The following is a 21,339-nucleotide window of genomic DNA, read 5'->3' as shown; positions in this document are numbered from 1 at the left end:
ATCCCTTCTCGCGAGTACCTCGGGGGCGGAACTCACGCCGAGAAACCACCGGAGTCCGTCAACACGGGCGCGCTGACCGACAGCCAGGCCGGCAGCGCCAGCGCGGGCCCGTGGGGAACCACCCGACTGCGGGTGAGCGCGGCGAGGAGCAGACTCACCGCCGCCGCCGTGGTCGCGACCCACGGCACCACGAGGGGCCCGACCGCTCCGACCGCGGCCCCGACCGGCACGGCGACCTTGACGTCTCCCCCTCCGAGGGCGTGGGGAGCCACCAGGCGAACAGCTCCGTAGCCGACGCCGAGGAGAACCGCTCCCAGCAGCGCACCGGACTGAAGCCCCCAACCGCCCCCCAGGTGGGCGGCCAGCGCCACGGCCCCGAACACGAGGCCGCCACCACCCAGGGTCACCACGTCGGGCAGGCGACGCACCCCGATGTCGGAGACGGACAGCACCACCAGCACCCATCCGGTGACCAGCGGGACAGCCGTCCACCAGAGCGGGAGGGCACCGAGGCGCACCAACGGAACCAACGAGGCCCAGACCACGGCCACACCGGGACGGCACCACCAGAGACGGGTCCGCACCCCGCAGCGGGCGAGCACCGCCCCGCCCACCCGGCCACAGCACCAGCCGAGGACGAACACCACCATGGCCACGCACACGAGCAACACGGTCGACATGTCCGCAGTGTCGGGGCCGGGTGCGCCCGCCACGGGCTCCGTTCGGGCTCGAAGCACGGCGTGTCGGACCCAGCGGGTCCCCACCCGGACGTTCCCCCGCTCGGGAGTCGGGAGGCGACCGCTGGAGCGCCCGGCTCAGGTGGTCGGGACCCGAGCGCCCCGGCGGGCCGCCCCGGAAGGGCCTCCTAGGAGTCCACCGTGAACAGCGGGTCCCCGGCGGAGACCCCGGCGTCGTCGGTCACGTCCGACAGCGCCTGCCGGCCCACCTCGAGAGCCACGACCGGGCACACCGAGGAGTAGCCCTGCTGCTCGACCTCGCTCGGGTTCCAGGTGACGATCTCCTGACCGGCCCGCACCCGGTCCCCCTTGGCCACGTGCAGCGTGAAGCCGGCACCCTCCAGCTTGACGGTGTCGATCCCGAGGTGGACCAGTACCGCCCTACCACCGTCGTCGGTGGTGACCACGAAGGCGTGCGGGTGCAGGGTGGACAGCGTTCCCGCCACCGGGGCCACGGCCCGCGCTGCCCCGCCTTCCGGCTTGACCGCCACTCCCGGTCCCACCATCGCCTGCGAGAACACCGGATCGGGAACCTCACTGATCGGCGCGGCGAGACCGGTTACCGGACTGAGTACTTGAACGCTCACAACAATTCCTCGATGTCTTCCGCGATGGTGTCGGCCTCGGGGCCCACCACGACCTGCACAACGGTGCCCTGTCGCATCACACCATGCGCTCCCGCCGTCTTCAGCGCGGCCTCGTCCACCTTGGCACCGTCCTGAAGCTCGCAGCGCAGCCGTGTGATGCACGGTTCGATCTCCACGATATTGTCCTGACCGCCGAGAGCGGCCAGAATCGCCGCGGCCTTGTCCTCAGCCACCGCAGTCCTCCATTCGTGACTCACCCACGCTTCGAGCGCGTCTTACGTTCAGCTAACCATGCCGTTGCCGTTACACCCGATGTCGAACCGGCAACGAATCGGCCACCCGCTTGACACTCCTTCGACCGGAGGCGCAAGGTTCCCTCCAACTGGTTTAGACCTTACCGTATCAACTTCGAGGTAACGGTACGAGCGTTTCGGCGGGCAGCCAACCATCGGATGTGACCGTCCCCCGAGCGGGCAACCAAAAGCGCCTGCCTTCCTCGAACCGTTGCCGACGCACCGGTGTGTATCCAGGAGGTAACTCGATGAGCACCAGCGCCAGCCCGCCCTCGGGCGGCGGCAGCAAGGTCTTTGCCCAGCTCCAGCGCCTGGGCAAAAGCCTCATGCTGCCGATCGCCGTGCTCCCGGCCGCGGCAATTCCGCTCCGTCTCGGACAGGACGATCTGATCGGGGCCATCCCCGGCATGTCCGAAGTCGGCAAGGTGATCAGCTCCGCCGGCGGAGCGCTGTTCGACAACCTGCCGCTGCTGTTCGCCATCGGCGTCGCCATCGGCTTCGCCAAGAAGGCCGATGGCTCCACGGCGCTGGCGGGGGCCGTCGGTTATCTGGTGCTGTCCGGTGTGCTCTACGAGATGACGGGCACCTCGGCCGACACCGTGTACAACAAGGGCCCTTACGGGGTGCTCGGCGGTATCATCGCCGGTCTGGTCGCGGCGGGGCTGTGGCAGCGCTTCCACCGGTTCAAGCTCCCCTCCTATCTGGCCTTCTTCGGCGGCAGGCGCTTCGTCCCCATCATCACCTCGGTGGTAATGCTGCTCATCGGAGTGCTGCTCGGGCTGATCTTCCCCTATTTCGACCAGGCGCTCACCGGCTTCGGCAAGGCGGTCACCGGCAGCGCGGTGATCGGCGGGGGCATCTACGGGGTGGTCAACCGCCTGCTGCTTCCCCTCGGGCTGCACCACATTCCCAACTCCGTGGTCTGGTTCCTCACCGGCGATTACCACGGTGAGCGAGGAGATCTGAACCGGTTTTTCGCTGGTGATCCGAGCGCGGGTATCTTCATGGCCGGTTTCTTCCCGATCTTCATGTTCGCGCTGCCCGCCGCCGCCCTGGCGATCTATCACTGCGCCAAACCCTCGCAGCGCAAACTGGCCGGGGGTATCATGTTCTCGACCGCGTTGACCAGCTTTCTGACCGGCGTGACCGAGCCACTGGAGTTCTCCTTCATCTTCGTGGCCTGGCCGCTGCTGATCGTGCACGCGATCCTGACCGGAACTTCGTTGGCACTGGTCAACTGGCTCGACATCCACCATGGTTTTGTTTTCTCGGCTGGGGCCATCGACTATCTGCTCAACTTCGGAATCGCCCAGAAGGCGCTGTTGTTGATTCCCATCGGGATCGGTTACGCGATCATCTACTACTTCCTGTTCCGCTTCATCATCACGAAGCTGAACCTGCCCACACCGGGTAGGGAGGAAGACGAGGAGAGCGAGCAGGCGGAGCCGGCGGCCAGCGCCACAGCCTCCTCCGAGAGCGGGTCCTCCGCGGGCGGAACAGGAACGAGCGGAAGCTGAGTCCTTTCGTCCCGGACGAACACGGCAACGAGAGAAAGAAAACGCAGATGCCAGAACGACACGTCACCGTCGCGAGCAAAGTCGGTCTGCACGCCCGGCCCGCCGCCATGCTGGCCAAGGCGGCCGCCGAGCAATCCGTGAAGATCACCATCCGCAAGCAGGAAACCGAACCCGTGGAGGCGGCCAGCGTCCTCGGCCTGATGACGCTCGGGGCCGAACACGGTGACCAGGTCGTGCTGGCGGCCGAGGGGGAGGGCGCCGAGGAGGCGCTGGACCGCATCGCGGAGCTGGTGGGCAGCGAACTCGACGGCTGACCCCTCCGGGAGCCCGTGGACCGGACACGCGTTCGACGTCCACGGGCTCCCGCCGACGCGGACGGACCGGCCCCTCCGGGTCCCGCCGCACTCAGCCCTCCAGAGGCAGGGGCAGTTCCCCGCCCGTGGCCTCGTACAGGGCGTCGCGCATCGCCTCGCGGGGGGCGGGAAGTCCGGTGAACTGCTCCACCTGTCCGAAGGACTGGTGCAGCAACATGTCCAGCCCCGTGGCCAACCGCCCTCCCGCCGAGGTGACCGCCCGCGCCGGCGCAGTGGGCCACGGGTGGTAGACGACGTCGAGCAAACAGCCAGCACCGGTCAGCTCCCCGGCACGTTCGTCCAGCGCACCGGCGGGCAGGGTGGAGACCACCACATCGGCGGCACCGGCCACGGAGGTCAGCTCCGTTTCGTGCAGGCGCAGGGTCCTGATCCGCAGCCCGAGACGTTCGGCGGTGGCCACCGCGCTCCCGGCACGGGTGGGCTCACGGACGGCCAGCGTCACCTCGGAGATCCCCAGTTCGGCGAAGGCGGCCAGGGCGGCCAGGGCGGTTCCCCCGGCCCCCAGCAGCAGGGCACTGTCTCCCCCGGCGAACCCACCGGCCGCCCGGAGCGCACCCACGACACCGTCCACATCGGTGCAGTCGGCCGCCCACCCCTGCCCGGAGCGGACCAGTGTGTTGGCCGCGCCGACGGTGCGCGCACGCTCCGTGGCCGTGGTGGCCAGTTCCAGGGCGGCCTGTTTGCCCGGCATCGTCACCGAGAGACCGACCCAGTCGGAGTCCAGTTCCCCGACCAGCCGGTGCAGCCCCTCGGCGTCCCGTTCGAGGCGTTCGTAGGACCACTCGTGCAATCCGAGAGCACGGTAAGCGGCCCGGTGCAGTACGGGGGAGAGGGAATGCTGGATCGGTGATCCCACCACTCCCGCGACGCGGGCTCGTGGTCCCTGCTGGGCTGCCATCGGACACCTCGACTTTCCTCTGCTCGCCCCGTGGGGGTGCTCCGAAGATCCACGGTAGTCGCCCCGGTGCGGCCCTCCGGGCAGGCCCAAGCAGCGCAGCCCTCCTTCCTCGACGCGGCGGCACCGAAACACCCCACCGTGTCAAGCCGAACACACGCGGGTTCTCCGGTCCCGCGTCCTCGGTCGTCCGGAGCGCACGGCCGCCTTCGGTCAGTAGGCGCCGTTGCGTTCGGCCTTGTCCTTGGCCCTCTCGTGTCCCTCGATCGTCTCCGAGAAGCACGAGGTCCCGTCCTTCTGGCACTTGACGAAGTACTTCCAGTCGCCCTCGGGAGGATCGGCCGCCGCCTCGATGGCCTCGGTACTCGGAGCGGAGATCGGTGTCGGCGGCAGCCCGGTGACCCGGTAGGTGTTGTACGGCCCCTCCTTGGCCCGGTGTTCGTCCTCGGTCAGCAGCGAGGGCTCCTCGAGCAGGTAGTTGATCGTCGAGTCGAGCTGCAACCGCATGTCGATGTCCAGGCGGTTCTCGATGACCCGGGCGACCCGCCCGAAGTCCTTCCGGATCGCCTCGCTCTGCACCAGCGAGGCGATCTTGACCAGCTCGTAGGGGCTGTGACCCGTGCCCTCGGCGATGTCGGGCAGACCGGCGGCACGCATCTTCTCGAAGGAACTGTTCAGCACCGAACGCAGGATCTCGGGGGCGCCGGCGGTCGGTTTGACGTGATAGATCCCGGGCAGGACCAGCCCCTCCAGTCGCCGCTGCGGGTCGGGGGCCCGTTTCGCCTCCGCGAGCGCCCAGTCCGGCACTCCCAGCTCTCCCAGGGGGGTCTCGGCGGCGGCCCCGGCCAGCTCCTCCTTGCCGACGCAGTCGCCACTTCCCTCGTTCTCCCCAGCCCCGCAGGAGGCCCGCGCGAGCAGCGAGAGCACGCCCGGCACCACCTCACCGTCCGGTCCGACGTGGTCCGCGAACCGCATACCGCCACGGATCTCGACGCGTCCCGCTCGGGCCTCGTCGGAGACGATACGTCGCACGGCCGCCGCACCGGACATCCTCTCGCGCATCGAGTAGAAGCCAGGCTGGATGGCGGTGATCTTCTCGTTGCCCTCGGCCGCCTTCACGAAGGCCGCCGGGGAGGCCACCACGTCCTCCTCCGCCAGGGTGCGCGCGATCGCGCTGGTGGTGTCGCCCTGCTGGACCTCGACGACCACCCGTCCCGTACCGCTTCCCTCGTAGTCCGGATAACTGCCGAGAGTCACCAACTGCAACACGCCGTAGACGGCGCCACCCGCCACGACCAGCAGTACCAGCACCCCGGCGAGGGCGGTGACGAGTCTCCGTCGTCGCCGGCGGCGGAACCGTTCCCGCTCGACGTCCTCCCGCTCGCGCGGGTCCGGTTCCTGCCCGGCGTCGTCGGCGAACAGGCCGAGATCGTCGTTCACGCCCGCGTCCTCCCAGACAGCCCTACGAAGCTCAGGTCATGCAGCACGGAACCGCCTCACGAGGTCGCCCGGATCCGTGAGGGGCCGGAAACCCCGGGTCCCGAGCGAGCGGCTCACCGCTCGCGAGGTCGCCCTCAGGGGAACGCACCGCGCCTCACCCGGACGACTCCGAGGCCAACCATGCCGAACACCTCTCAACCGTCCCCGCCCCGCGCGTCCAACCAGGACTGCAGGATCTCCACCGCGGCGGCCTGGTCCACCACGTCACGTTGACGCTTACCACGAACACCGCGATCGGACAGCGTCTTCGTGGCCGTCACCGTCGTGAGACGCTCGTCACTCAACCGCACGGGCACGCCGGGAACCCGCGAACGCACCGCGTCGGCGTAGGAACTCGCCACGTCGGCCGCCCGGCCCCGTCTGCCCGCCAGGGTCACCGGCAGTCCCACCACGATCTCGACGACCTCGTACTCGGCGACGAGTTCGGCGATCCGGGCCAGATCCGTCTTGTTCGCCCTGTCCCGCCTGAGGGTGACCAGCGGGGTGGCCAGCACGGGAGCGGGGTCGCTGACCGCGATCCCGACTCTGGCCTCCCCCACGTCGACACCCAGTCGTCGTCCCCTCCCGAGTCCGGTTCTCCCACCGTCGGGCTGCCCCGGTGCGGACTCGGACCGTTCGGCGTTCACGCCCCTGACACCACCCGTTCGAGCTCCTTGCGCAGGGCGAGCACGGCCTGCTCGATCCCGGAGGGGTCGGAGCCACCGCCCTGGGCCATCTCGGCCTTGCCTCCGCCGCGGCCACCGATGTGCGCGGCGAAGGAGGGCACCAGATCGCCGGCGGCGACACCCTTGTCCTGGGCACCCGGGTTGGCGGCCACCACGAAGCCCACCTTGGAGGTCTCCGGGTCACCGGAGAACAGCGCCACCACGGCGGGACGCGAACCGAGCTTGCCGCGCACCTCACCGGCCAGCGCGCGCAGCGAGTTGCCGTCCACCCCGTCGGCGACCCGTTCGGCGACGAGATCGACTCCGTCGACCTCGGTGGCCCTGCCCGCGATGTCGCCCGCGGACTGCAACACCTTCGCCACCCGCAGCTGTTTGAGTTCCTTCTCGGCGTCGCGCAGCCGGGTGAGCACGCTGTCGATACGTTCGGGAAGGTCCTCGGTGCGGACCTTGAACTTGTCCGCCAACTCGTTGACCAGCATGTGCTCCTTGTTGATGTAGCGCATCGCGTCCATGCCCACCAGGGCCTCGACGCGGTGCACCCCGGAGCCCACCGAGGAGTCGTCGACGAGTTTGACGACACCGAGCTGTCCCACGGAGTCCACGTGGGTACCCCCGCACAGTTCCCGCGAGTAGTCGCCCATGTCGATCACGCGGACCCGGTCGCCGTACTTCTCCCCGAACAGCGCGATGGCGCCCAGCTCCATGGCCCGGTCCATCGAGGTGGTGTAGGACTGGACCTCGGCGTCACTCTGCAGGTACTCGTTGACCTCCTCCTCGACGCCACCGAGCACGGAGGAGGACACCGCCGAGGGGGCGGTGAAGTCGAAACGCATCCGCCCCGGGGAGTTCAGCGAACCGGCCTGGGCGGCACGCTTCCCGTAGGCGTTGCGCACGGCCGCGTGCACCAGGTGGGTGGCCGAGTGCGACCGGGCGATCGCGTGCCTGCGTTCGGCGTCGACCTTGGCCTCCAGACGGGTGTCCAGTCCGACCTCACCGCCGAGGACCTTGGCCCGGTGCACGAACAGGCCGGGCACGGCCTGCTGCACGTCGGTGATCTCCAGCTCCACACCGGGGCCCACCAGGCGTCCGGTGTCGGCTATCTGCCCACCGCCCTCGGCGTAGAAGGGGGTGCGGTCGAGCACGAGCTCGACCTGACTGCCCTCGGAGGCGGCCGAAGCGGGCACCCCGTTCTGCAGCAGGCCGAGCACCCGGCTGGTTCCCTGCAGGTCCGTGTACCCGATGAACTCGGTGGAGCCGTGCTGGTCCAGCAGGGTGCGGTAGGTGGACAGGTCCCCGTGCGCGGTCTTGCGCGAACGCGCGTCCTCCTTGGCCCGCTGGCGCTGCTGCTCCATCAGCTCCCGGAAGCCCTGTTCGTCGACGGACAGGCCCTTCTCCGCCGCCATCTCCAGGGTGAGGTCGATGGGGAAGCCGTAGGTGTCGTGCAGCTGGAAGGCCTTGGAGCCGGGAAGCTGGAGGGAGCCGGCCTTGCGGGTCTCGGCGACCGCCGTGTCGAAGATCTTCGACCCGGCGGACAACGTGGACAGGAAGGCCTCCTCCTCGTTGCGGATCACCGAGTCGATCCGGTCGAAGTCACTGGCCAACTCCGGGTATCCCGGCGACATCGCGTCCCGGACGACCCTGGTGAACTCCCCGAGGACGGGCTCGTGCACCCCGAGGAGCCGTGTGGAGCGCACCACCCGGCGCAGTAGTCGACGCAGCACGTAGCCCCGGGTTTCGTTGCTGGGGGTGACCCCGTCGGAGACCAGCATCATCCCGGAACGCATGTGGTCGGCGATCACCCGGAACCGGACGTCGTCGGCGTGGTTGTCGCCGTAGCGCTTTCCGGAGAACTCCTCGGCCTTGGCGATCACCGGGCGGACCAGGTCGGTCTCGTAGACGTTGTCCACTCCCTGCAGCAGGCAGGCGACCCGCTCCACACCCATGCCGGTGTCGATGTTCTTCGTCGGCAGCTCCCCCAGCACGGGGTGTCCGTCCTTCGGGCTGCCCTCCCCCCTGATGTCCTGCATGAACACCAGGTTCCAGATCTCTATGTAGCGGTCCTCGTCCACCACGGGACCGCCCTCGCGCCCGTACTCCGGTCCCCGGTCGTAGTAGATCTCCGAGCAGGGACCGCCCGGTCCGGGAACCCCCATGTCCCAGTAGTTGTCGTCGGCTCCCCTGCGCTGGATGCGCTCCGGGGGCAGACCACTCACCCGCTGCCACAGCCGCTCGGCCTCGGGGTCGTGCTCGTAGACGGTGACCCAGATCCGGTCCGGGTCGAAACCGAAGCCCCCGGAGTCCTGCGAGTTGGTGACCAGACTCCACGCGTGCTCGATGGCGCCCTCCTTGAAGTAGTCCCCGAAGGAGAAGTTGCCCGCCATCTGGAAGAACGTGTTGTGCCTCGTGGTCTTGCCCACCTCGTCGATGTCACCGGTGCGCACGCACTTCTGGATGCTCGTCGCCCTCGGGTAGGGCGCGGGGGCGTCCCCCAGGAAGTACGGCTTGAACTGCACCATTCCCGCGTTGACGAACAGCAGGTTCGGGTCGTCGAGGATCAGGGAGGCACTGGGGACCACGGTGTGTCCCCGTCCCCGGAAATGCTCGGTGAAACGTTTGTTGATCTCGTGGGTCTGCACGGTGGAGTCCTTCTACACGGATGTGGCTGCGGGCACGGAAACAGGCGGAAACGCCGGTCGGTGTGGGCTTGCGCACCACACCGGGACTCAGCGTCCCGCCCTACGAGCTCGACGCGACTCGGTCCCGTCGATCGTTCCGGTCATCCTGGTCACGGGCCCGCTCCCATTGTCCGGACCATCGATGCTCCGCTGGCCCCGGCCACCGGTGACGATTCCGGTGCGTTCGGTCACGCTCTCGTGGAGCTCCCTTTCGCGCTCGCTCATCCCCGCACGCACGTCCGCTCCGAACGAGCCGAGCGACTCAGCCAGTTCCCGCACCGCATCACCCAGCTGGTCGGCCATCCCGACCGGCGTGGCCCGGCGTGCGGTTCTGCCGAGCTTGCGGCTCAACGCCACGCCCGCGGCGACTCCGGCGCCGAACAACAACAGACGGCTCACTGGCGACCCCCTTTGCGCCTGCGGGAATGCCTGCCCACGGGTTCCTTCCTGCGTTCACGGCGGGCGCGCAGGGCCTTGCTCACGCCGTAGGTGAAAGCGGCCGACTTCACCAGCGGGCTTCCCAGTGTAGCGGTGAACAGCGAGGACAGTGCGGACACGTTGCTGGAGACCGACTGGGCGTTGGCCGTGATGCCGTCGACCCGCTCCAACTGGGTGTTCACATGGTCCAGGGTCGTGTTCGCGCCGGTGAACAGCGGGTCGGAATTCTCCTGCGCCTTGCGGATCGCGTTGGTCGCCTCGTCCAGAGTACGGCCGAGTTTGACCAACGGGATCGCCAGCAGCACGACCAGCAGCACGAAAGCGCCTGCTGCGATCAGCGCGGCGATCTCGGTGGGCGTCACGTGTCCTCCCGGTTTCCAGCCGACTCGTGCGACCGCCCTGCCGGTGGGCCGGCACGGCGGTGGTGATCGCGGTCAGGCTATCGCGCCCGCCGGGGGAAACCGCGTACGGCATTCCGCACGCCTCCGCCCCGCCCGGCCGAAGATCCCCGATGGCCCTCCGATCGCCCGTGGCGGACGCGGTCGCGACACCGCGACACGATAGATTGCTCTCTCACCCACCTTTCCAGCGGCGACGGCATGTCAAGGGGGACGCTTCCGAATGGGCGGAGGGGACGGCAGGTCCACACCACCGACGGGATTCGCCGATCCGGGGACACTCGCGGTGTTGGTGGTGTTCACGCTGCTGCTGAGCACCATCGCCGGGGTCGGTTCGGCGATGCGGGCGGCCACGGCACGGGACATCCTGCGTGCCGACGGCGCGGAGCGGATCGAGATCTCACCACTGCCGAGCACGGGGACCAGGGGCAACCTGAACGCGGAGAAACTGACCCTGGTCGAGTCCGTCGACGGGGTCCGCCAGGTCGTGCCCGACTACACCTCCTCGCTGCGTAGCCCGAGGGGCGGAGAGCTGCCCAGGGTCTCGTTGCAGACCCGCTCCTGGGGCAGCACGGTTCGGCCGCCGCTCACCGCCGGGACCGTGCCGAATCCGCTGCCTCCGGACCAGATCGTGGTCCCCGCCCACGTCCAGGGGGTGGACTTCCGGGCTCACCTCGGTGAGCGCGTCCGGATGAGTTACACGGTGCCCCCTCCCCCGGAGCCCGCTGCCTCCGAGGAGGAGTCCACCGGCGAGCGGGAGCGGCCCCGGTCCGCTCCCGGTGAGGAGGCCGAGGACGAACAGCGGGCGCAGGCGGCCACCGTGGCGCACTCGGCCTCGGAGATCAGCGAAACCATCGAGCTACGCATCGCCGCCACCTACGACCCCCGCTGGCACGCGGACGGGCCGGACACCGCCTACGTGGCCCCGCGCACCGCGGCCGTGCTCGCCGCCGCGGCGCAGGGGACGACGGCGGAGCGGGTGCACGCCGTCAACGGGGCCGACCGGGTGGGGGTGGTCGTGGAGAAGGACGCCGACCCCGCCGAGGTCGCCGCCCGGCTCCGGGATATGGGACTCGGAGCTTTCCCGCTGGTCGACCGGGAGCGGAACCTGATCAGGACGGTCGAGGTGTGGTACTACATCGCCCTGCTCGGGGTGCTGGTGAGCGCCGTGCTGCTCGGGTTCCGGGGGGTGGGCCGTTTCACCGCCGCGGGCGGGCCCGGTGAGGGGGCGCTCGTGCGCGGCGCCGCCCTCGGACTGGGCGTGGGTGTGCTCGCCACCGGGCTGGGGGTGCTGGGGGCGCTGGTGCTGCGAGCCCCCATGGAGGAGTTCCTGGGGCTGCGGATCCAGTGGTTCACCCTGGTTCCCGATCCGCGACGGGCACTGATCGCGGCCGTGCTGCCGGCACTGGCCACCTTCGCGGGAGCCGCCGTCGGCTACGGCCGCTCCCGCGGTCTCGGGTGATCCCGCCGGGGCCGGTCGTGCGCCCCACCACGCACCCGGCCCCGGAGGTCCCTCCGGAGTGGTGAACTCCTCAACCGTTCACCGGAGTGACGGCCCCGCTGCCGTCCAGCACACCGACCACGTTGCGGGCGGCCAACATCGCCATCGCGGTTCGGGTCTCCGTGGTCGCCGACCCCAGGTGGGGAACGAGCACCACGTTGTCCAGGTCGAGCAGCTCCGGCTCCACCTTCGGTTCGTTCTCGAAGACGTCCAGACCGGCACCACCGAGAGCGCCGTCCCGCAGCGCGCGGGCGAGCGCACGCTCGTCCACCACGGGACCACGACTGGTGTTGACCAGTACGGCGGAGGACTTCATCCGCGCCAGCGCGGCCCCGTCGATCAGATGACGGGTTTCCTCCGTCAGCGGGCAGTGCAGCGAGACCACGTCGGAACTCTCCAGCAGCTCGGGCAGCGAGAGGTACTGCGCGCCGATCTCGTGCTCGACCTGCCGTTCGACGCGGTTCCGGGCGGTGTAGACGACCTCCATGCCGAAGGCACGCGCCCTGCGGGCCACGGCACGCCCTATCTGGCCGAGCCCGACGATCCCCAGTCGCCTGCCCTGCACCCCGGAACCGAGCATGAACGAGAAGTGCCAGGACCACGGGGTCCCGGCACGAATGAGCCGCTCCCCCTCGGCGAGTCTGCGTGTGCACATCAACAGCAATCCGATGGTCAGATCGGCGGTCGCGTCGGTGAGCACGCCCGGGGTGTTGGTCACCAGCACTCCCCGGGAGTCCAGTGCGGGCACGTCCACGTTGTCGTAGCCCACGGCGACGTTGGCCACCACTTTCAGCGACGGTCCGGCCGCGTCGGCCAGCGCGCCGTCGACGCGGTCGTGCAGCATGGACACGACCGCGTCCGCACCCCGAACCTCCTCCGCGAGCTCCTCGTCCGTCATCGCCCGGTTCTGTGAGCACAGCCGCACCTCACCGACCGACTCCAGCAGCCGCACCGCCGGATCCGGAATCCACCGGGTCACCACCGTTCGGGGGGTCACTCACTCATCCCTTCGCGTTCGCTCGTCGCGCTGCCCGCGCACTATGCCGCGCAGCTTCGGAAGCCGTTCGGCCAAGGTGCGCTCCGCGCCCCGACCGCTCGGCTCGTAGTAGTCCCTTCCGACCAACTGGTCCGGCGGATACTGCTGCTCCAACACCCCTTCGGACCGGTCGTGGGGGTAGCGGTACCCGACGGCGTTCCCCTGCCGGGTGGCCCCCGCGTAGTGCCCGTCCCGCAGGTGTGCGGGAACGGTGCCCACCTTGCCCGCCCGAACGTCGGCCAGGGCGGCGTCCACGGCCGTGATGATCGCATTCGACTTCGGGGCCGTGGCCAGGTGCACGGTCGCCTGAGCCAGGGACAGGCGCCCTTCGGGCATCCCCACGAACTCGACGGCCCGGCTGGCGGCCACCGCGCTCTGCAGGGCGGTGGGATCGGCCATGCCGACGTCCTCACTGGCGTGCACGACGAGACGGCGGGCGATGAAACGCGGGTCCTCCCCGGCCTCGATCATGCGTGCCAGGTAGTGCAACGCGGCGTCCACGTCCGAACCGCGGATCGACTTGATGAACGCGCTGATCACGTCGTAGTGCTGGTCGCCGTCCCGGTCGTACCGCACCGCGGCCCTGTCCACCGCGGTCTCCACGGTGGACAGGTCGATCACCGTCCGGTCGTTGCTGCGCGCGGCCTCCGCCGCCGCCTCCAGGGCGGTCAGCGCCCGGCGGGCGTCCCCGGCGGCCAGGGCCACCAGGTGTTCCTCGGCCTCCTCCGAGAGTTCGCAGGCCCCGGCGAGGCCCCGCTGTTCGGTCAGTGCCCGGCGCACCAACTCCCGGACGGCCTCGTCGTCGAGTGGTTGCAGCCGCAGCACCAGCGAACGGGAGAGCAACGGCGAGACCACCGAGAACGAGGGGTTCTCGGTGGTCGCCGCCACAAGCAGCACGGTGCGGTCCTCCACCGCCGACAGCAGCGCGTCCTGCTGCGTCTTGGAGAAACGGTGCACCTCGTCGATGAACAGGACGGTGGCCTCACCCGAGTGGCCGAGCCTGCGGCGCGCCTCCTCGATGACCGCCCGAACCTCCTTCACCCCGGCGGAGAGGGCGGACAGTGCGACGAAGCGACGCCCGATCGCCCGGGAGACCAGCCCGGCCAGGGTGGTCTTCCCCGTCCCCGGCGGGCCGTGCAGCAGTACCGAGGCCGGAGCGGCCCCCTCCACGAGCCGGCGCAGCGGAGCACCGGGACCGAGCAGGTGGTCCTGCCCGATCACCTCGTCCAGCGTCCGGGGGCGCATCCGCACGGCCAGCGGGGCGTTCTCGGCCAGCTGTCGCTGCGCGCGTTGCCGGGTGTCGGCTTCGAACAGCCCCTCGTCGTGCAGTCGACCGTCGGAACCGGTGTCGAACAGGCCCTCACTCACGGTTCCGACGCTACCCGGACGGCCCGGCCCGGTGCCGTGGGACGGTCGTCCCCACGAGTGGGCCGGGCCGACCTCACGTGCTCACCGCCCGTCGGGCAGGGCCAGCTCGACCGCGCAGGCCTCCTTGCGGCGCTGCTCGGCCCAGTGCTCCACCGCCTGGTGACAGGCCCTGTCGAGATGACGCAGCGAGGTCAGGTCGACGTGGGTACTCCTGGTCGGCGGAAGTCGGTCCAACCTGTCCTGCAGCTGGGGTAGCCGCAGGAACGTGGCGTTGCCGTGCAACCGTACCCGGGCGTGCTCCTCGTCGTGCTCGACCTCGACCGACAGCCGGGAGACCTCCCACGCCGTCTTGATCACCGCGGCCACCAGGCCGGTCAGCGTTCCGACCAACAGGTCGGTCGCCACGATCATCCCCGCCGTCAGCACGAGCACGAACGCCTCGGAACGCTGCTGGCGGAACAACGTGGCCACCTGGCGCACACCGAGCAGTTTCCAACCTGCGTGGATCAGCAACGCCGCCAGCGTGGCCAGGGGGATGTAGGACAGCACGCCGGGCAGCAGCACCACGAACAACAGCAGCCAGATCCCGTGCAGCACCCGGGAGAGCTTGGTCCTGGCTCCGGCGTTCACGTTCGCCGTGCTGCGCACGATGACCGCCGTCATGGGCAGCGCCCCCAGCAACCCACAGACGGTGTTGCCGGTTCCCTGGGCGACCAGCTCGGCGTTGAAGCGGGTCTTGGGACCGTCGTGCATCCGGTCGACGGCGACCGCGCTGAACAGGGTCTCCGCCGAGGCGATCAGCGCGAAGGTCACCATGGAGCCGATCACCGCGAGACTGGCCGCCGCGCCGAAGGCGTCCGGCGTCGGCATGTTGAGCGCCTCCGTCAGCGACCCCACCCGGATGGTCTCCAGGGGAAGTCCGGTCACCGAGGTGAGTACGGCGGCGACACCGACACCGACCAGTGGGCCGGGAACGAGTCGCAGTTTGTGCGGAATCCTGGTCCACAGCACCATGGTCAACAGGGTGACCACGGCGATGACCACGCCGGAGCGCCCGGCCGGTGTGGTGAACGCCGAGGTCAGCAACTCGGGGATGCGGGCGAACTTGGCGAACGTCTCGGAGGGCTGCTGCATCCCCCCGATGGGATAGATCTGCCCGAGGATCAGCACGAGGCCGATACCGGCGAGCATCCCCTGCACCACCGACGGGGAGATCGCCCGGAACCAGGTACCGATGCCGGCCAGCCCCAGGGCGATCTGCAACACCCCGGCTCCCAGCACGATCACGCCGAGCATGCCCAGTCCGTGCTCGGCCAGCGTGGAGGCCACCAACACGGTGAGCCCGGCGGCCGGGCCGCTCACCTGCATGGTGCTGCCCGGCATGCACCCGACCACGATGCCGCCCACGACACCGGTGACGATGCCCAGTTCGGCGGGAACTCCCGAGGCCACGGCGATTCCCACGCACAGTGGCAGCGCCACCAGGAACACGACGAGGGAGGCACCCAGGTCGAAACCGAAGTTCTGCTTGTTCCGTCGCAGGATTCCCGGGGCGTTTCCCGCTCCGGGAGGGGACGATTCGAGCTGTGTGGTCACTGTTCACTCCGTCAGGGTCGAAGAGCCGCACGTGTCGACAGGACACGTACGCACTCGTGGGGTCGTAGAAACTGGTCGCTGGTACGAGCGACAATCCGTCCGGAGGAAGGGGAATCACCCCGGCCGGAATGTCGTGGGACTCGCGTCTTTGCGAGCGAGAGAATCGACGGACCGCAGTGGAGAACGACAGGACAATCCTCGGAAAAACAACCCGAACGAGGGATGGACGCCGAGAGGGGAGACGGTATATTCCCCCGGCTCCGTCATCCCGCGCGGTCTTTCCGTGAAAGTCCTTTCATTCGTCCGCGGGTCCGCACACTCCGCGCGGCCCGTGGCAGGGACCGCACGGAAACAACCCGTCCTGGCGGGCCGGCAGATCCATCACCGGCGATAGACCTGGAGTCTGGACTGGGAGTGGGCGGCTTCGCACAGACCACCCGCGCTCCCCACGGCGCGGGGATCTCCCGCGCGCACAGCCGAATCAACGTCTTCGGCGGTCACCCGTTTCCGTCCGGTTCGGCCCTCCGGCACCCGGACACTCCGCCGCTGTGTCTCTCGAAGGAGGACCCCGGCACGTTTACGGAGTTTCTCCTTCTCACCGGGAACACCGTGTTCGGTCTTGTGTTCGGTGGAAACCGACCTGCCCGGATGGCCGGACACCCCGGCCGCGTGCACGGGGGAGAACACGACCAGAAACACCACGAACGACAGGAACAGCACTGTCCGCAGCACCGCGCCGGCCCTGGTGCTCACTGTCACCCCCGTGAACGAACAGGTGATCGTCGTCGACTTCGGATACGTCGACACTCCACATACTACCGGAGAAATGTTTCACGCGGGTGAACTCGCGGTAGCCCAAAAAGGTATGAAACGCGGCGCGGACTCTTCTGATCGGGCGAACCGAAAATTCTTCCACCGCAGCGGAAAACTCCTCGCGAAAACCGTGTTTCATATCACGTTCCGATAACCGGAACCTCTTCCGCCGACAGCGTTCGAACCGCTGCTCGCGGTTCGCGCCGAACAGCGGTTCGTGATGCGCCGCGCCGTGGCCGACGGATCAGCGGAAAGCGGGGTAGGGACGCAGTTCCAGCACTCCGGAACCGAAACGTTCGAGCAACGCGGCCACCATGCGCTCGGACAGCTCCGCCACCTCGGACATTCCGCCCGAGGACGCGTGCTCCCCGAGGCGGCGCCACCGATCCGCCAGCGCGGTACTGCGCCGCGGAGAGGGCATGTGGGCGTCTATGGGCGCGTCCAACTGTCCGCTGCGCGGCAGGAACCACCAGGTGGAGACCCAGACCCAGAGCAGCTGCGCCTCCAGCAACCTGGGCAGCAACACGGCGTCGTCGTCCAGTTCCGGCCAGACCTCCACGACCTCGGCCCGCCAGGTGGCCAACATGTTCTCCACCAGCTCGTCCGGCATGGCGTAGGAGCACCACGAGGACGGGAAGGGAAACCGCAGATAGGCCGCGTCCAGGGCCACGTCACGGACGCAGGCCCACTCGAAGTCGAGGAAACGCACCCCGTTTCCGGTGACCAGACTGTTGTCCGGGCAGATGTCCGAAGGGCTGAACGAACGGTACCGGGTGGCGCCCAGCAGCCCGGAGGCCGTGCCCAGTGCCCGCCGCACCGGCTCCGGCGTGGAAACTCCCAGTGTCTGCTCCAGCAGCTCGGGCAGCTCCGTCAGTGAACGCCGGATGTCCGCGGCGACGGGATCGGTCCACGACTCCGCTCCCAACCTGCGCATCAGGGCGTCGAAGTCGGCCTCCCGCCCGGCCATGGAGGTGTGCAGCCTTCCAAGGGCCCGGGCCCAGGCGAGCATGGACCGCTCCGCGGCCTTCTGGTCGTCCGCGAAGAGCACGTCGGCCAGGGTGGCCCCTCTGCCCAGGTCCTCGAGCACGAGCAGTCGCCGTCCGGCGTCCTGGGCGATCAGTTCCGGCCCCACGCGCAGTTCCCGGGGCAGGGCGGTGGCCAGCTGGCAGCTGGCCGCCTCGTGGGCGAAGGGGTCGGAGTACCCCTCAGCCGGAGGCGCCCCGTAGTGTTTGAGCACGAGGGTGCGCGGCAGTTCGAAGGGTGTTTCCGCGACCCGTACCCGCATGACGACCGAGCGGCCACTTCCCCCCAGATCCTCCGGATCGGCGAGCCGGACGGATGCTCCCGTTCTCCGGGTGAGCACGGCCTCGGCAGTACCGATCGTGTCGGTGACCTCCGCGCTAGCGGGCACGCGAACCTCCGGCGGACCGGTGGTGATTTCCACGCTCATCGTCTCCAGACCCTACCGCCACCGCCCGTTTTTCCACGGGCCTGACCGGTCAAGTTGTCCCCCGGTTAGGGGAGTCGGTCTCGTACCGTCCGACACCGTGCCGAGAACACGACCACCCTCCACCGTTACGCGGGTGGCGGCGGATCGGCAACCCGTTCCACCGTGGGGTGGTACGGGGGCGACGACGCACCACGGCCGCCGGGATGCATGGCGTTACGGAACCGTTACCGAAGCCGATCCCCCGCCGGAGTGGTCACTGCGTGGCGGCCTCCCGGTCGGCACCACCGTTGCTCGCGCCCTCGCCCCCTCGCGCGGAGCGCTTGGCGGGGGTGGCGTCCACACCGGCCTCCCGCCGCTGCTCGGCGGTGATCGGCGCGGGAGCTCCGGTGAGCGGGTCGAAACCACCACCGCTCTTCGGGAACGCGATGACGTCGCGCAACGACTCGGCCCCGGTCAGCAACATGCAGATCCGATCCCATCCGAACGCGACACCGCCGTGCGGGGGCGGGCCGTAACGGAAGGCCTCCAGCAGGAAGCCGAACTTCTCCTGTGCCTGCTCCCGGGAGATGCCCAGCACCTCGAAGACGCGCTGCTGCATCTCCCAACGGTGGATACGGATCGATCCCCCGCCGATCTCGTTGCCGTTGCACACGAGGTCGTAGGCACTGGCCAGCGCCTCACCGGGACGCTGGTCGAAACTGTCGGCCCACTGGGGTTCCGGAGCGGTGAAGGGGTGGTGCACGGCGGTGTACCCGCCGGTTCCCACCGCCACGTCGTCGCTGTCCTCGACCGGCTCGAACATGGGGGCGTCGACGATCCAGACGAACGACCACGCACGCCGGTCGATCAGGTCGCACATCTCGGCGATCTCCAGGCGCACCGCCCCGAGCAGTGCCCGGGAGGCCGCGGGGCTGCCCGCGGCGAAGAACACACAGTCCCCGGCGGCGGCACCCACCGCCTTGGCCAGTCCCTCACGCTCCTCCTCCGAGAGGTTCTTGGCCACCGGACCGGAGAGCGTGCCGTCCGACCCCACGAGGACGTAGGCCAGTCCCTTCGCCCCGCGCTGCTTCGCCCAGTCCTGCCAGGCGTCCAACTGACGACGCGGCTGGTCGGCCCCACCGGGCATCACCACGGCCCCGACGTAGGGGGCCTGGAACACCCGGAAGGGAGTGTTGGCGAAGTACTCGGTGAGATCGGTCAGTTCCACCCCGAAACGCAGGTCGGGCTTGTCCGTGCCGTACCGGGACATCGCCTCGTGGTAACTCAGCCGGGGGATGGGGGTGGGGATCTCGTAACCGGCCAGCTCGCTCCACAACGCCGCCACGACGCGCTCGCTGATCTCGATCACGTCCTCGGCGTCGACGAAGCTCATCTCGATGTCGAGCTGGGTGAACTCGGGCTGGCGATCGGCCCGGAAGTCCTCGTCACGATAGCAACGGGCGATCTGGAAGTAGCGCTCCAGCCCACCGACCATCAGCAGCTGCTTGAACAGCTGGGGGGACTGCGGCAGCGCGTACCAGCTCCCCGGCTGCAATCGGGCCGGGATCAGAAAGTCCCGCGCCCCCTCCGGGGTGGAGCGGGTCATCGTGGGGGTCTCCACCTCGACGAAGTTCCGCCGGTGCAGCACCTCACGAGCGATCCGGTTGGCCTCGCTGCGCATCCGGATCGCGCGCGCGGGCTCCGCGCGCCGCAGGTCCAGGTACCGGTGCCGCAGCCGCACCTCCTCGCCGACCTCCAGATGCTCGTCCAGCGGGAAGGGCAGCGGAGCGGACTCCGAGAGCACCTCCAGGTCGGTCGCGGTCACCTCGATCGCGCCCGTGGGGATCTCCGGGTTCTCGTTGCCCTCGGGACGGAGCACCACCTCACCCGTGAGTCGTACGCAGAACTCGGCACGCAACCGGTGGGCCCGCTCGGCCATCTCCCCCTCGCGGAACACCACCTGTGCGACGCCGGAGGCATCACGCAGATCGATGAAGATCACACCTCCGTGATCCCGGCGACGCGCCACCCATCCCGCCAGGGTGACGGACTGCCCTGCGTGGTCGGCGCGAAGCGAGCCGGCCTCGTGCGTGCGCATCACGGGTGTTGATCTCCTCTTCGGTAGGACTGCTGGCCGTCGTGCGGCGAGGACCTTCCCAGGTTAGCCAACGGGGAGCAGCCACTCTGCAGCAGGTTTCGCACACCGTTCGTTCCCCCGGCACCGAGCGGGCGCACACCGACCGGGGGGCACCGCACGGAGAAGATGGCTGCCCGAAAACCACCGTGACGCCCCAGAGGGAGTCCCGGCGGAATCCGGGAAGACCCCATTCTTCGAGGACGTCTATTTCCCGCAATCTCGTTGCACGTACGTGATCGGGACAATTAGCGTCACGCACAAGGTTGGTCAGCACGAGGAGTGGTCATGGTCGTTCCCCGCACACGAACACCTTCCACGCCATCTCCGGCGATCGGACAGGAACATCGCCACCTCTCTTTCGAACTGGCGAAACTCCTGCGCACAGGACCTTTCGATGTCGCCCTCCGGGCCGCCATCCGCTCGAGCAGACTCAGCCTGGAACGCATTCAGCACAGACTGCGCTCCCGGGGAACCCCGGTGAGCATCACCGCGTTGAGTTACTGGCAGTCCGGACGACGTCGCCCGGAACGCCCCGACTCCCTGGCCGCGCTGCGGGAGCTGGAGGACGTGCTGGGAGTGCCGGACGGAGCGCTCTCCGCCCTGCTCGGGCCGCCGAAACCGCGCGGCAGGAGCAGGGGCGAGTCCACCGCCCCGCCCCTGACGAGCCTGTGGTCCGACAACGCCTCGGCGGCCGGTATGCTCAGCCGGCTCGACACCAGCGCCGACGGACACCTGACACGTCTGAGTCAACACGACGTGCTCGACATAGACGGAGCCGGCAAACAGCGCGGCCTGCGGGTGCGCCAGCTCGTCCGCGCCGAACGCAACGGGGTCGACCGCTGGGTGACGGTGTTCGACAACTCGGGCACCGACATCTCGCCGCCGAGCATCCGCGCGATGAAGGGCTGCACGCTGGGGCAGGCGCTGTCCGACCACCGGAGTGGGGTGATCGTGGCAGAACTGCTGTTCGACCGCGCGCTGGAGAAGGGCGAGACCGCGCTGCTGGAGTACGAGATCAGCCACGGCCCGAACGGGCTGGTCGGCACCGACCAGGACCACACCTACTCGCGCAGGTTCCGGCTCCCGGTACGGGAGTACCTCGTCGAACTCCGGTTCGATCCGGACAATCCGCCGCTCTACTGCGAGAGTTTCTCCACCCGTTCGGACGGGTCCGAACTGGACCCTCCCAAACCCCTGTCGCTGGACTCGCGGGGACACACCCACACCGTGGCTCTCGACTTCGGATCGGGGGCGTTCTGTGTCCGTTGGGAACCGGCCCGCAGCGGAATGTCCGTTCCGGCCATGCTCCTTCCGCAACAGGCGCACCGCTCCGGTTCGGAACTCGGTTCCGGCCTGTTCTGACAGGCCCCACGGCCTCGG

At 69.2% G+C, this 21,339-nt stretch carries 20 protein-coding genes; 5 read left to right on the top strand and 15 right to left on the bottom strand.

Annotation, left to right across the window (positions count from 1 at the left end):
• Window positions 1-32: 32 nt before the first annotated feature.
• From CEP50_RS01195 to CEP50_RS01185, 3 genes are all read right to left on the bottom strand, one after another.
• Complete coding sequence (locus CEP50_RS01195) at window positions 33-680, bottom strand: prepilin peptidase (protein ID WP_106112042.1); 648 nt, start codon at window positions 678-680, stop codon at window positions 33-35.
• Window positions 681-865: 185 nt separating this feature from the next.
• A complete protein-coding gene (locus CEP50_RS01190) occupies window positions 866-1,324 on the bottom strand; it encodes a PTS sugar transporter subunit IIA (protein WP_106112041.1) in 459 nt (152 codons plus the stop codon).
• Entirely contained in the window at window positions 1,321-1,557 is a 237-nt protein-coding gene (locus tag CEP50_RS01185) for a glucose PTS transporter subunit EIIB (protein ID WP_106112040.1), read from the bottom strand. The genes CEP50_RS01190 and CEP50_RS01185 overlap by 4 nt, the downstream gene beginning before the upstream one ends.
• Window positions 1,558-1,865: 308 nt before the next feature.
• On the opposite strand from CEP50_RS01185, the gene CEP50_RS01180 reads away from it, so the two are divergent.
• Window positions 1,866-3,134, top strand: a complete 1,269-nt coding sequence (locus CEP50_RS01180) for a PTS transporter subunit EIIC (RefSeq protein ID WP_106112039.1) — start codon at window positions 1,866-1,868, stop codon at window positions 3,132-3,134.
• A gap of 47 nt (window positions 3,135-3,181) precedes the next feature.
• A complete protein-coding gene (locus CEP50_RS01175) occupies window positions 3,182-3,448 on the top strand; it encodes an HPr family phosphocarrier protein (RefSeq protein WP_106112038.1) in 267 nt (88 codons plus the stop codon).
• Window positions 3,449-3,539: 91 nt separating this feature from the next.
• Here CEP50_RS01175 and CEP50_RS01170 read toward each other — a convergent pair whose 3' ends face one another.
• From CEP50_RS01170 to CEP50_RS01145, 6 genes are all read right to left on the bottom strand, one after another.
• Complete coding sequence (locus CEP50_RS01170) at window positions 3,540-4,406, bottom strand: shikimate dehydrogenase (protein WP_106112037.1); 867 nt, start codon at window positions 4,404-4,406, stop codon at window positions 3,540-3,542.
• A 210-nt stretch (window positions 4,407-4,616) separates the two neighbouring features.
• Entirely contained in the window at window positions 4,617-5,843 is a 1,227-nt protein-coding gene (locus CEP50_RS01165; RefSeq protein ID WP_106112036.1) for an endolytic transglycosylase MltG, read from the bottom strand.
• A 194-nt stretch (window positions 5,844-6,037) separates the two neighbouring features.
• The gene (gene ruvX, locus CEP50_RS01160; protein ID WP_106112035.1) at window positions 6,038-6,529 is read right to left on the bottom strand and encodes a Holliday junction resolvase RuvX; all 492 of its coding nucleotides are present in this window, start codon (window positions 6,527-6,529) and stop codon (window positions 6,038-6,040) included.
• Window positions 6,526-9,204 (bottom strand): alanine--tRNA ligase, encoded by a 2,679-nt coding sequence (alaS, locus tag CEP50_RS01155; protein WP_106112034.1) that lies wholly within the window; start codon window positions 9,202-9,204, stop codon window positions 6,526-6,528. Before alaS ends, ruvX begins: the two co-directional genes overlap by 4 nt.
• A gap of 87 nt (window positions 9,205-9,291) precedes the next feature.
• Window positions 9,292-9,642 (bottom strand): hypothetical protein, encoded by a 351-nt coding sequence (locus CEP50_RS01150; RefSeq protein WP_106112033.1) that lies wholly within the window; start codon window positions 9,640-9,642, stop codon window positions 9,292-9,294.
• Window positions 9,639-10,043: a DUF948 domain-containing protein gene (locus CEP50_RS01145; protein WP_019853656.1), complete on the bottom strand. Its 405-nt coding sequence runs from the start codon at window positions 10,041-10,043 to the stop codon at window positions 9,639-9,641. Before CEP50_RS01145 ends, CEP50_RS01150 begins: the two co-directional genes overlap by 4 nt.
• A gap of 259 nt (window positions 10,044-10,302) precedes the next feature.
• Here CEP50_RS01145 and CEP50_RS01140 point away from each other — a divergent pair, with 259 nt between their 5' ends.
• Complete coding sequence (locus CEP50_RS01140) at window positions 10,303-11,541, top strand: hypothetical protein (protein ID WP_106112032.1); 1,239 nt, start codon at window positions 10,303-10,305, stop codon at window positions 11,539-11,541.
• 70 nt (window positions 11,542-11,611) lie between these two features.
• Here the strand turns inward: CEP50_RS01140 and CEP50_RS01135 are convergent, their stop codons facing one another.
• The 4 genes from CEP50_RS01135 to CEP50_RS01120 all read right to left on the bottom strand — a co-directional run bounded on the left by CEP50_RS01135 (window position 11,612) and on the right by CEP50_RS01120 (window position 16,333).
• A complete protein-coding gene (locus tag CEP50_RS01135; protein WP_106112031.1) occupies window positions 11,612-12,577 on the bottom strand; it encodes a 2-hydroxyacid dehydrogenase in 966 nt (321 codons plus the stop codon).
• Window positions 12,578-13,984 (bottom strand): replication-associated recombination protein A, encoded by a 1,407-nt coding sequence (locus tag CEP50_RS01130; RefSeq protein ID WP_106112030.1) that lies wholly within the window; start codon window positions 13,982-13,984, stop codon window positions 12,578-12,580.
• Window positions 13,985-14,065: 81 nt separating this feature from the next.
• Window positions 14,066-15,580 (bottom strand): SulP family inorganic anion transporter, encoded by a 1,515-nt coding sequence (locus CEP50_RS01125; protein WP_106112029.1) that lies wholly within the window; start codon window positions 15,578-15,580, stop codon window positions 14,066-14,068.
• Between the two features lie 381 nt (window positions 15,581-15,961).
• Window positions 15,962-16,333: a hypothetical protein gene (locus CEP50_RS01120; RefSeq protein ID WP_146134713.1), complete on the bottom strand. Its 372-nt coding sequence runs from the start codon at window positions 16,331-16,333 to the stop codon at window positions 15,962-15,964.
• Window positions 16,334-16,343: 10 nt separating this feature from the next.
• On the opposite strand from CEP50_RS01120, the gene CEP50_RS19735 reads away from it, so the two are divergent.
• A complete protein-coding gene (locus tag CEP50_RS19735; RefSeq protein ID WP_146134712.1) occupies window positions 16,344-16,547 on the top strand; it encodes a hypothetical protein in 204 nt (67 codons plus the stop codon).
• Between the two features lie 90 nt (window positions 16,548-16,637).
• Here the strand turns inward: CEP50_RS19735 and CEP50_RS01115 are convergent, their stop codons facing one another.
• Together CEP50_RS01115 and aspS are read right to left on the bottom strand one after the other, a co-directional pair.
• The gene (locus CEP50_RS01115; protein WP_106112027.1) at window positions 16,638-17,843 is read right to left on the bottom strand and encodes a phosphotransferase family protein; all 1,206 of its coding nucleotides are present in this window, start codon (window positions 17,841-17,843) and stop codon (window positions 16,638-16,640) included.
• Window positions 17,844-18,096: 253 nt separating this feature from the next.
• Window positions 18,097-19,923 carry an aspartate--tRNA ligase gene (aspS, locus tag CEP50_RS01110; RefSeq protein ID WP_106112026.1) on the bottom strand — a complete coding sequence of 609 codons (1,827 nt, stop codon included), beginning with the start codon at window positions 19,921-19,923 and terminating at the stop codon, window positions 18,097-18,099.
• Between the two features lie 513 nt (window positions 19,924-20,436).
• Between aspS and CEP50_RS01105 the strand changes: the two genes are divergently transcribed.
• The gene (locus tag CEP50_RS01105) at window positions 20,437-21,321 is read left to right on the top strand and encodes a hypothetical protein (RefSeq protein ID WP_258174629.1); all 885 of its coding nucleotides are present in this window, start codon (window positions 20,437-20,439) and stop codon (window positions 21,319-21,321) included.
• Window positions 21,322-21,339: the final 18 nt, after the last annotated feature.

The sequence above is a fragment of the Actinopolyspora mortivallis genome (genome assembly GCF_003001495.1).
Classification (GTDB): domain Bacteria; phylum Actinomycetota; class Actinomycetes; order Mycobacteriales; family Pseudonocardiaceae; genus Actinopolyspora; species Actinopolyspora mortivallis_A.
This window is presented reverse-complemented; position numbering and strand designations above follow the sequence as displayed.

Bases quoted from the DNA above. Each gene is read 5' to 3' on its own strand.
- CEP50_RS01195 (WP_106112042.1), bottom strand. From the start codon at position 680: ATGTCGACCGTGTTGCTCGTGTGCGTGGCCATGGTGGTGTTCGTCCTC.
- CEP50_RS01170 (WP_106112037.1), bottom strand. From the start codon at position 4,406: ATGGCAGCCCAGCAGGGACCACGAGCCCGCGTCGCGGGAGTGGTGGGA.
- CEP50_RS01175 (WP_106112038.1), top strand. From the start codon at position 3,182: ATGCCAGAACGACACGTCACCGTCGCGAGCAAAGTCGGTCTGCACGCC.
- CEP50_RS01180 (WP_106112039.1), top strand. From the start codon at position 1,866: ATGAGCACCAGCGCCAGCCCGCCCTCGGGCGGCGGCAGCAAGGTCTTT.
- CEP50_RS01115 (WP_106112027.1), bottom strand. From the start codon at position 17,843: ATGAGCGTGGAAATCACCACCGGTCCGCCGGAGGTTCGCGTGCCCGCT.
- CEP50_RS01140 (WP_106112032.1), top strand. From the start codon at position 10,303: ATGGGCGGAGGGGACGGCAGGTCCACACCACCGACGGGATTCGCCGAT.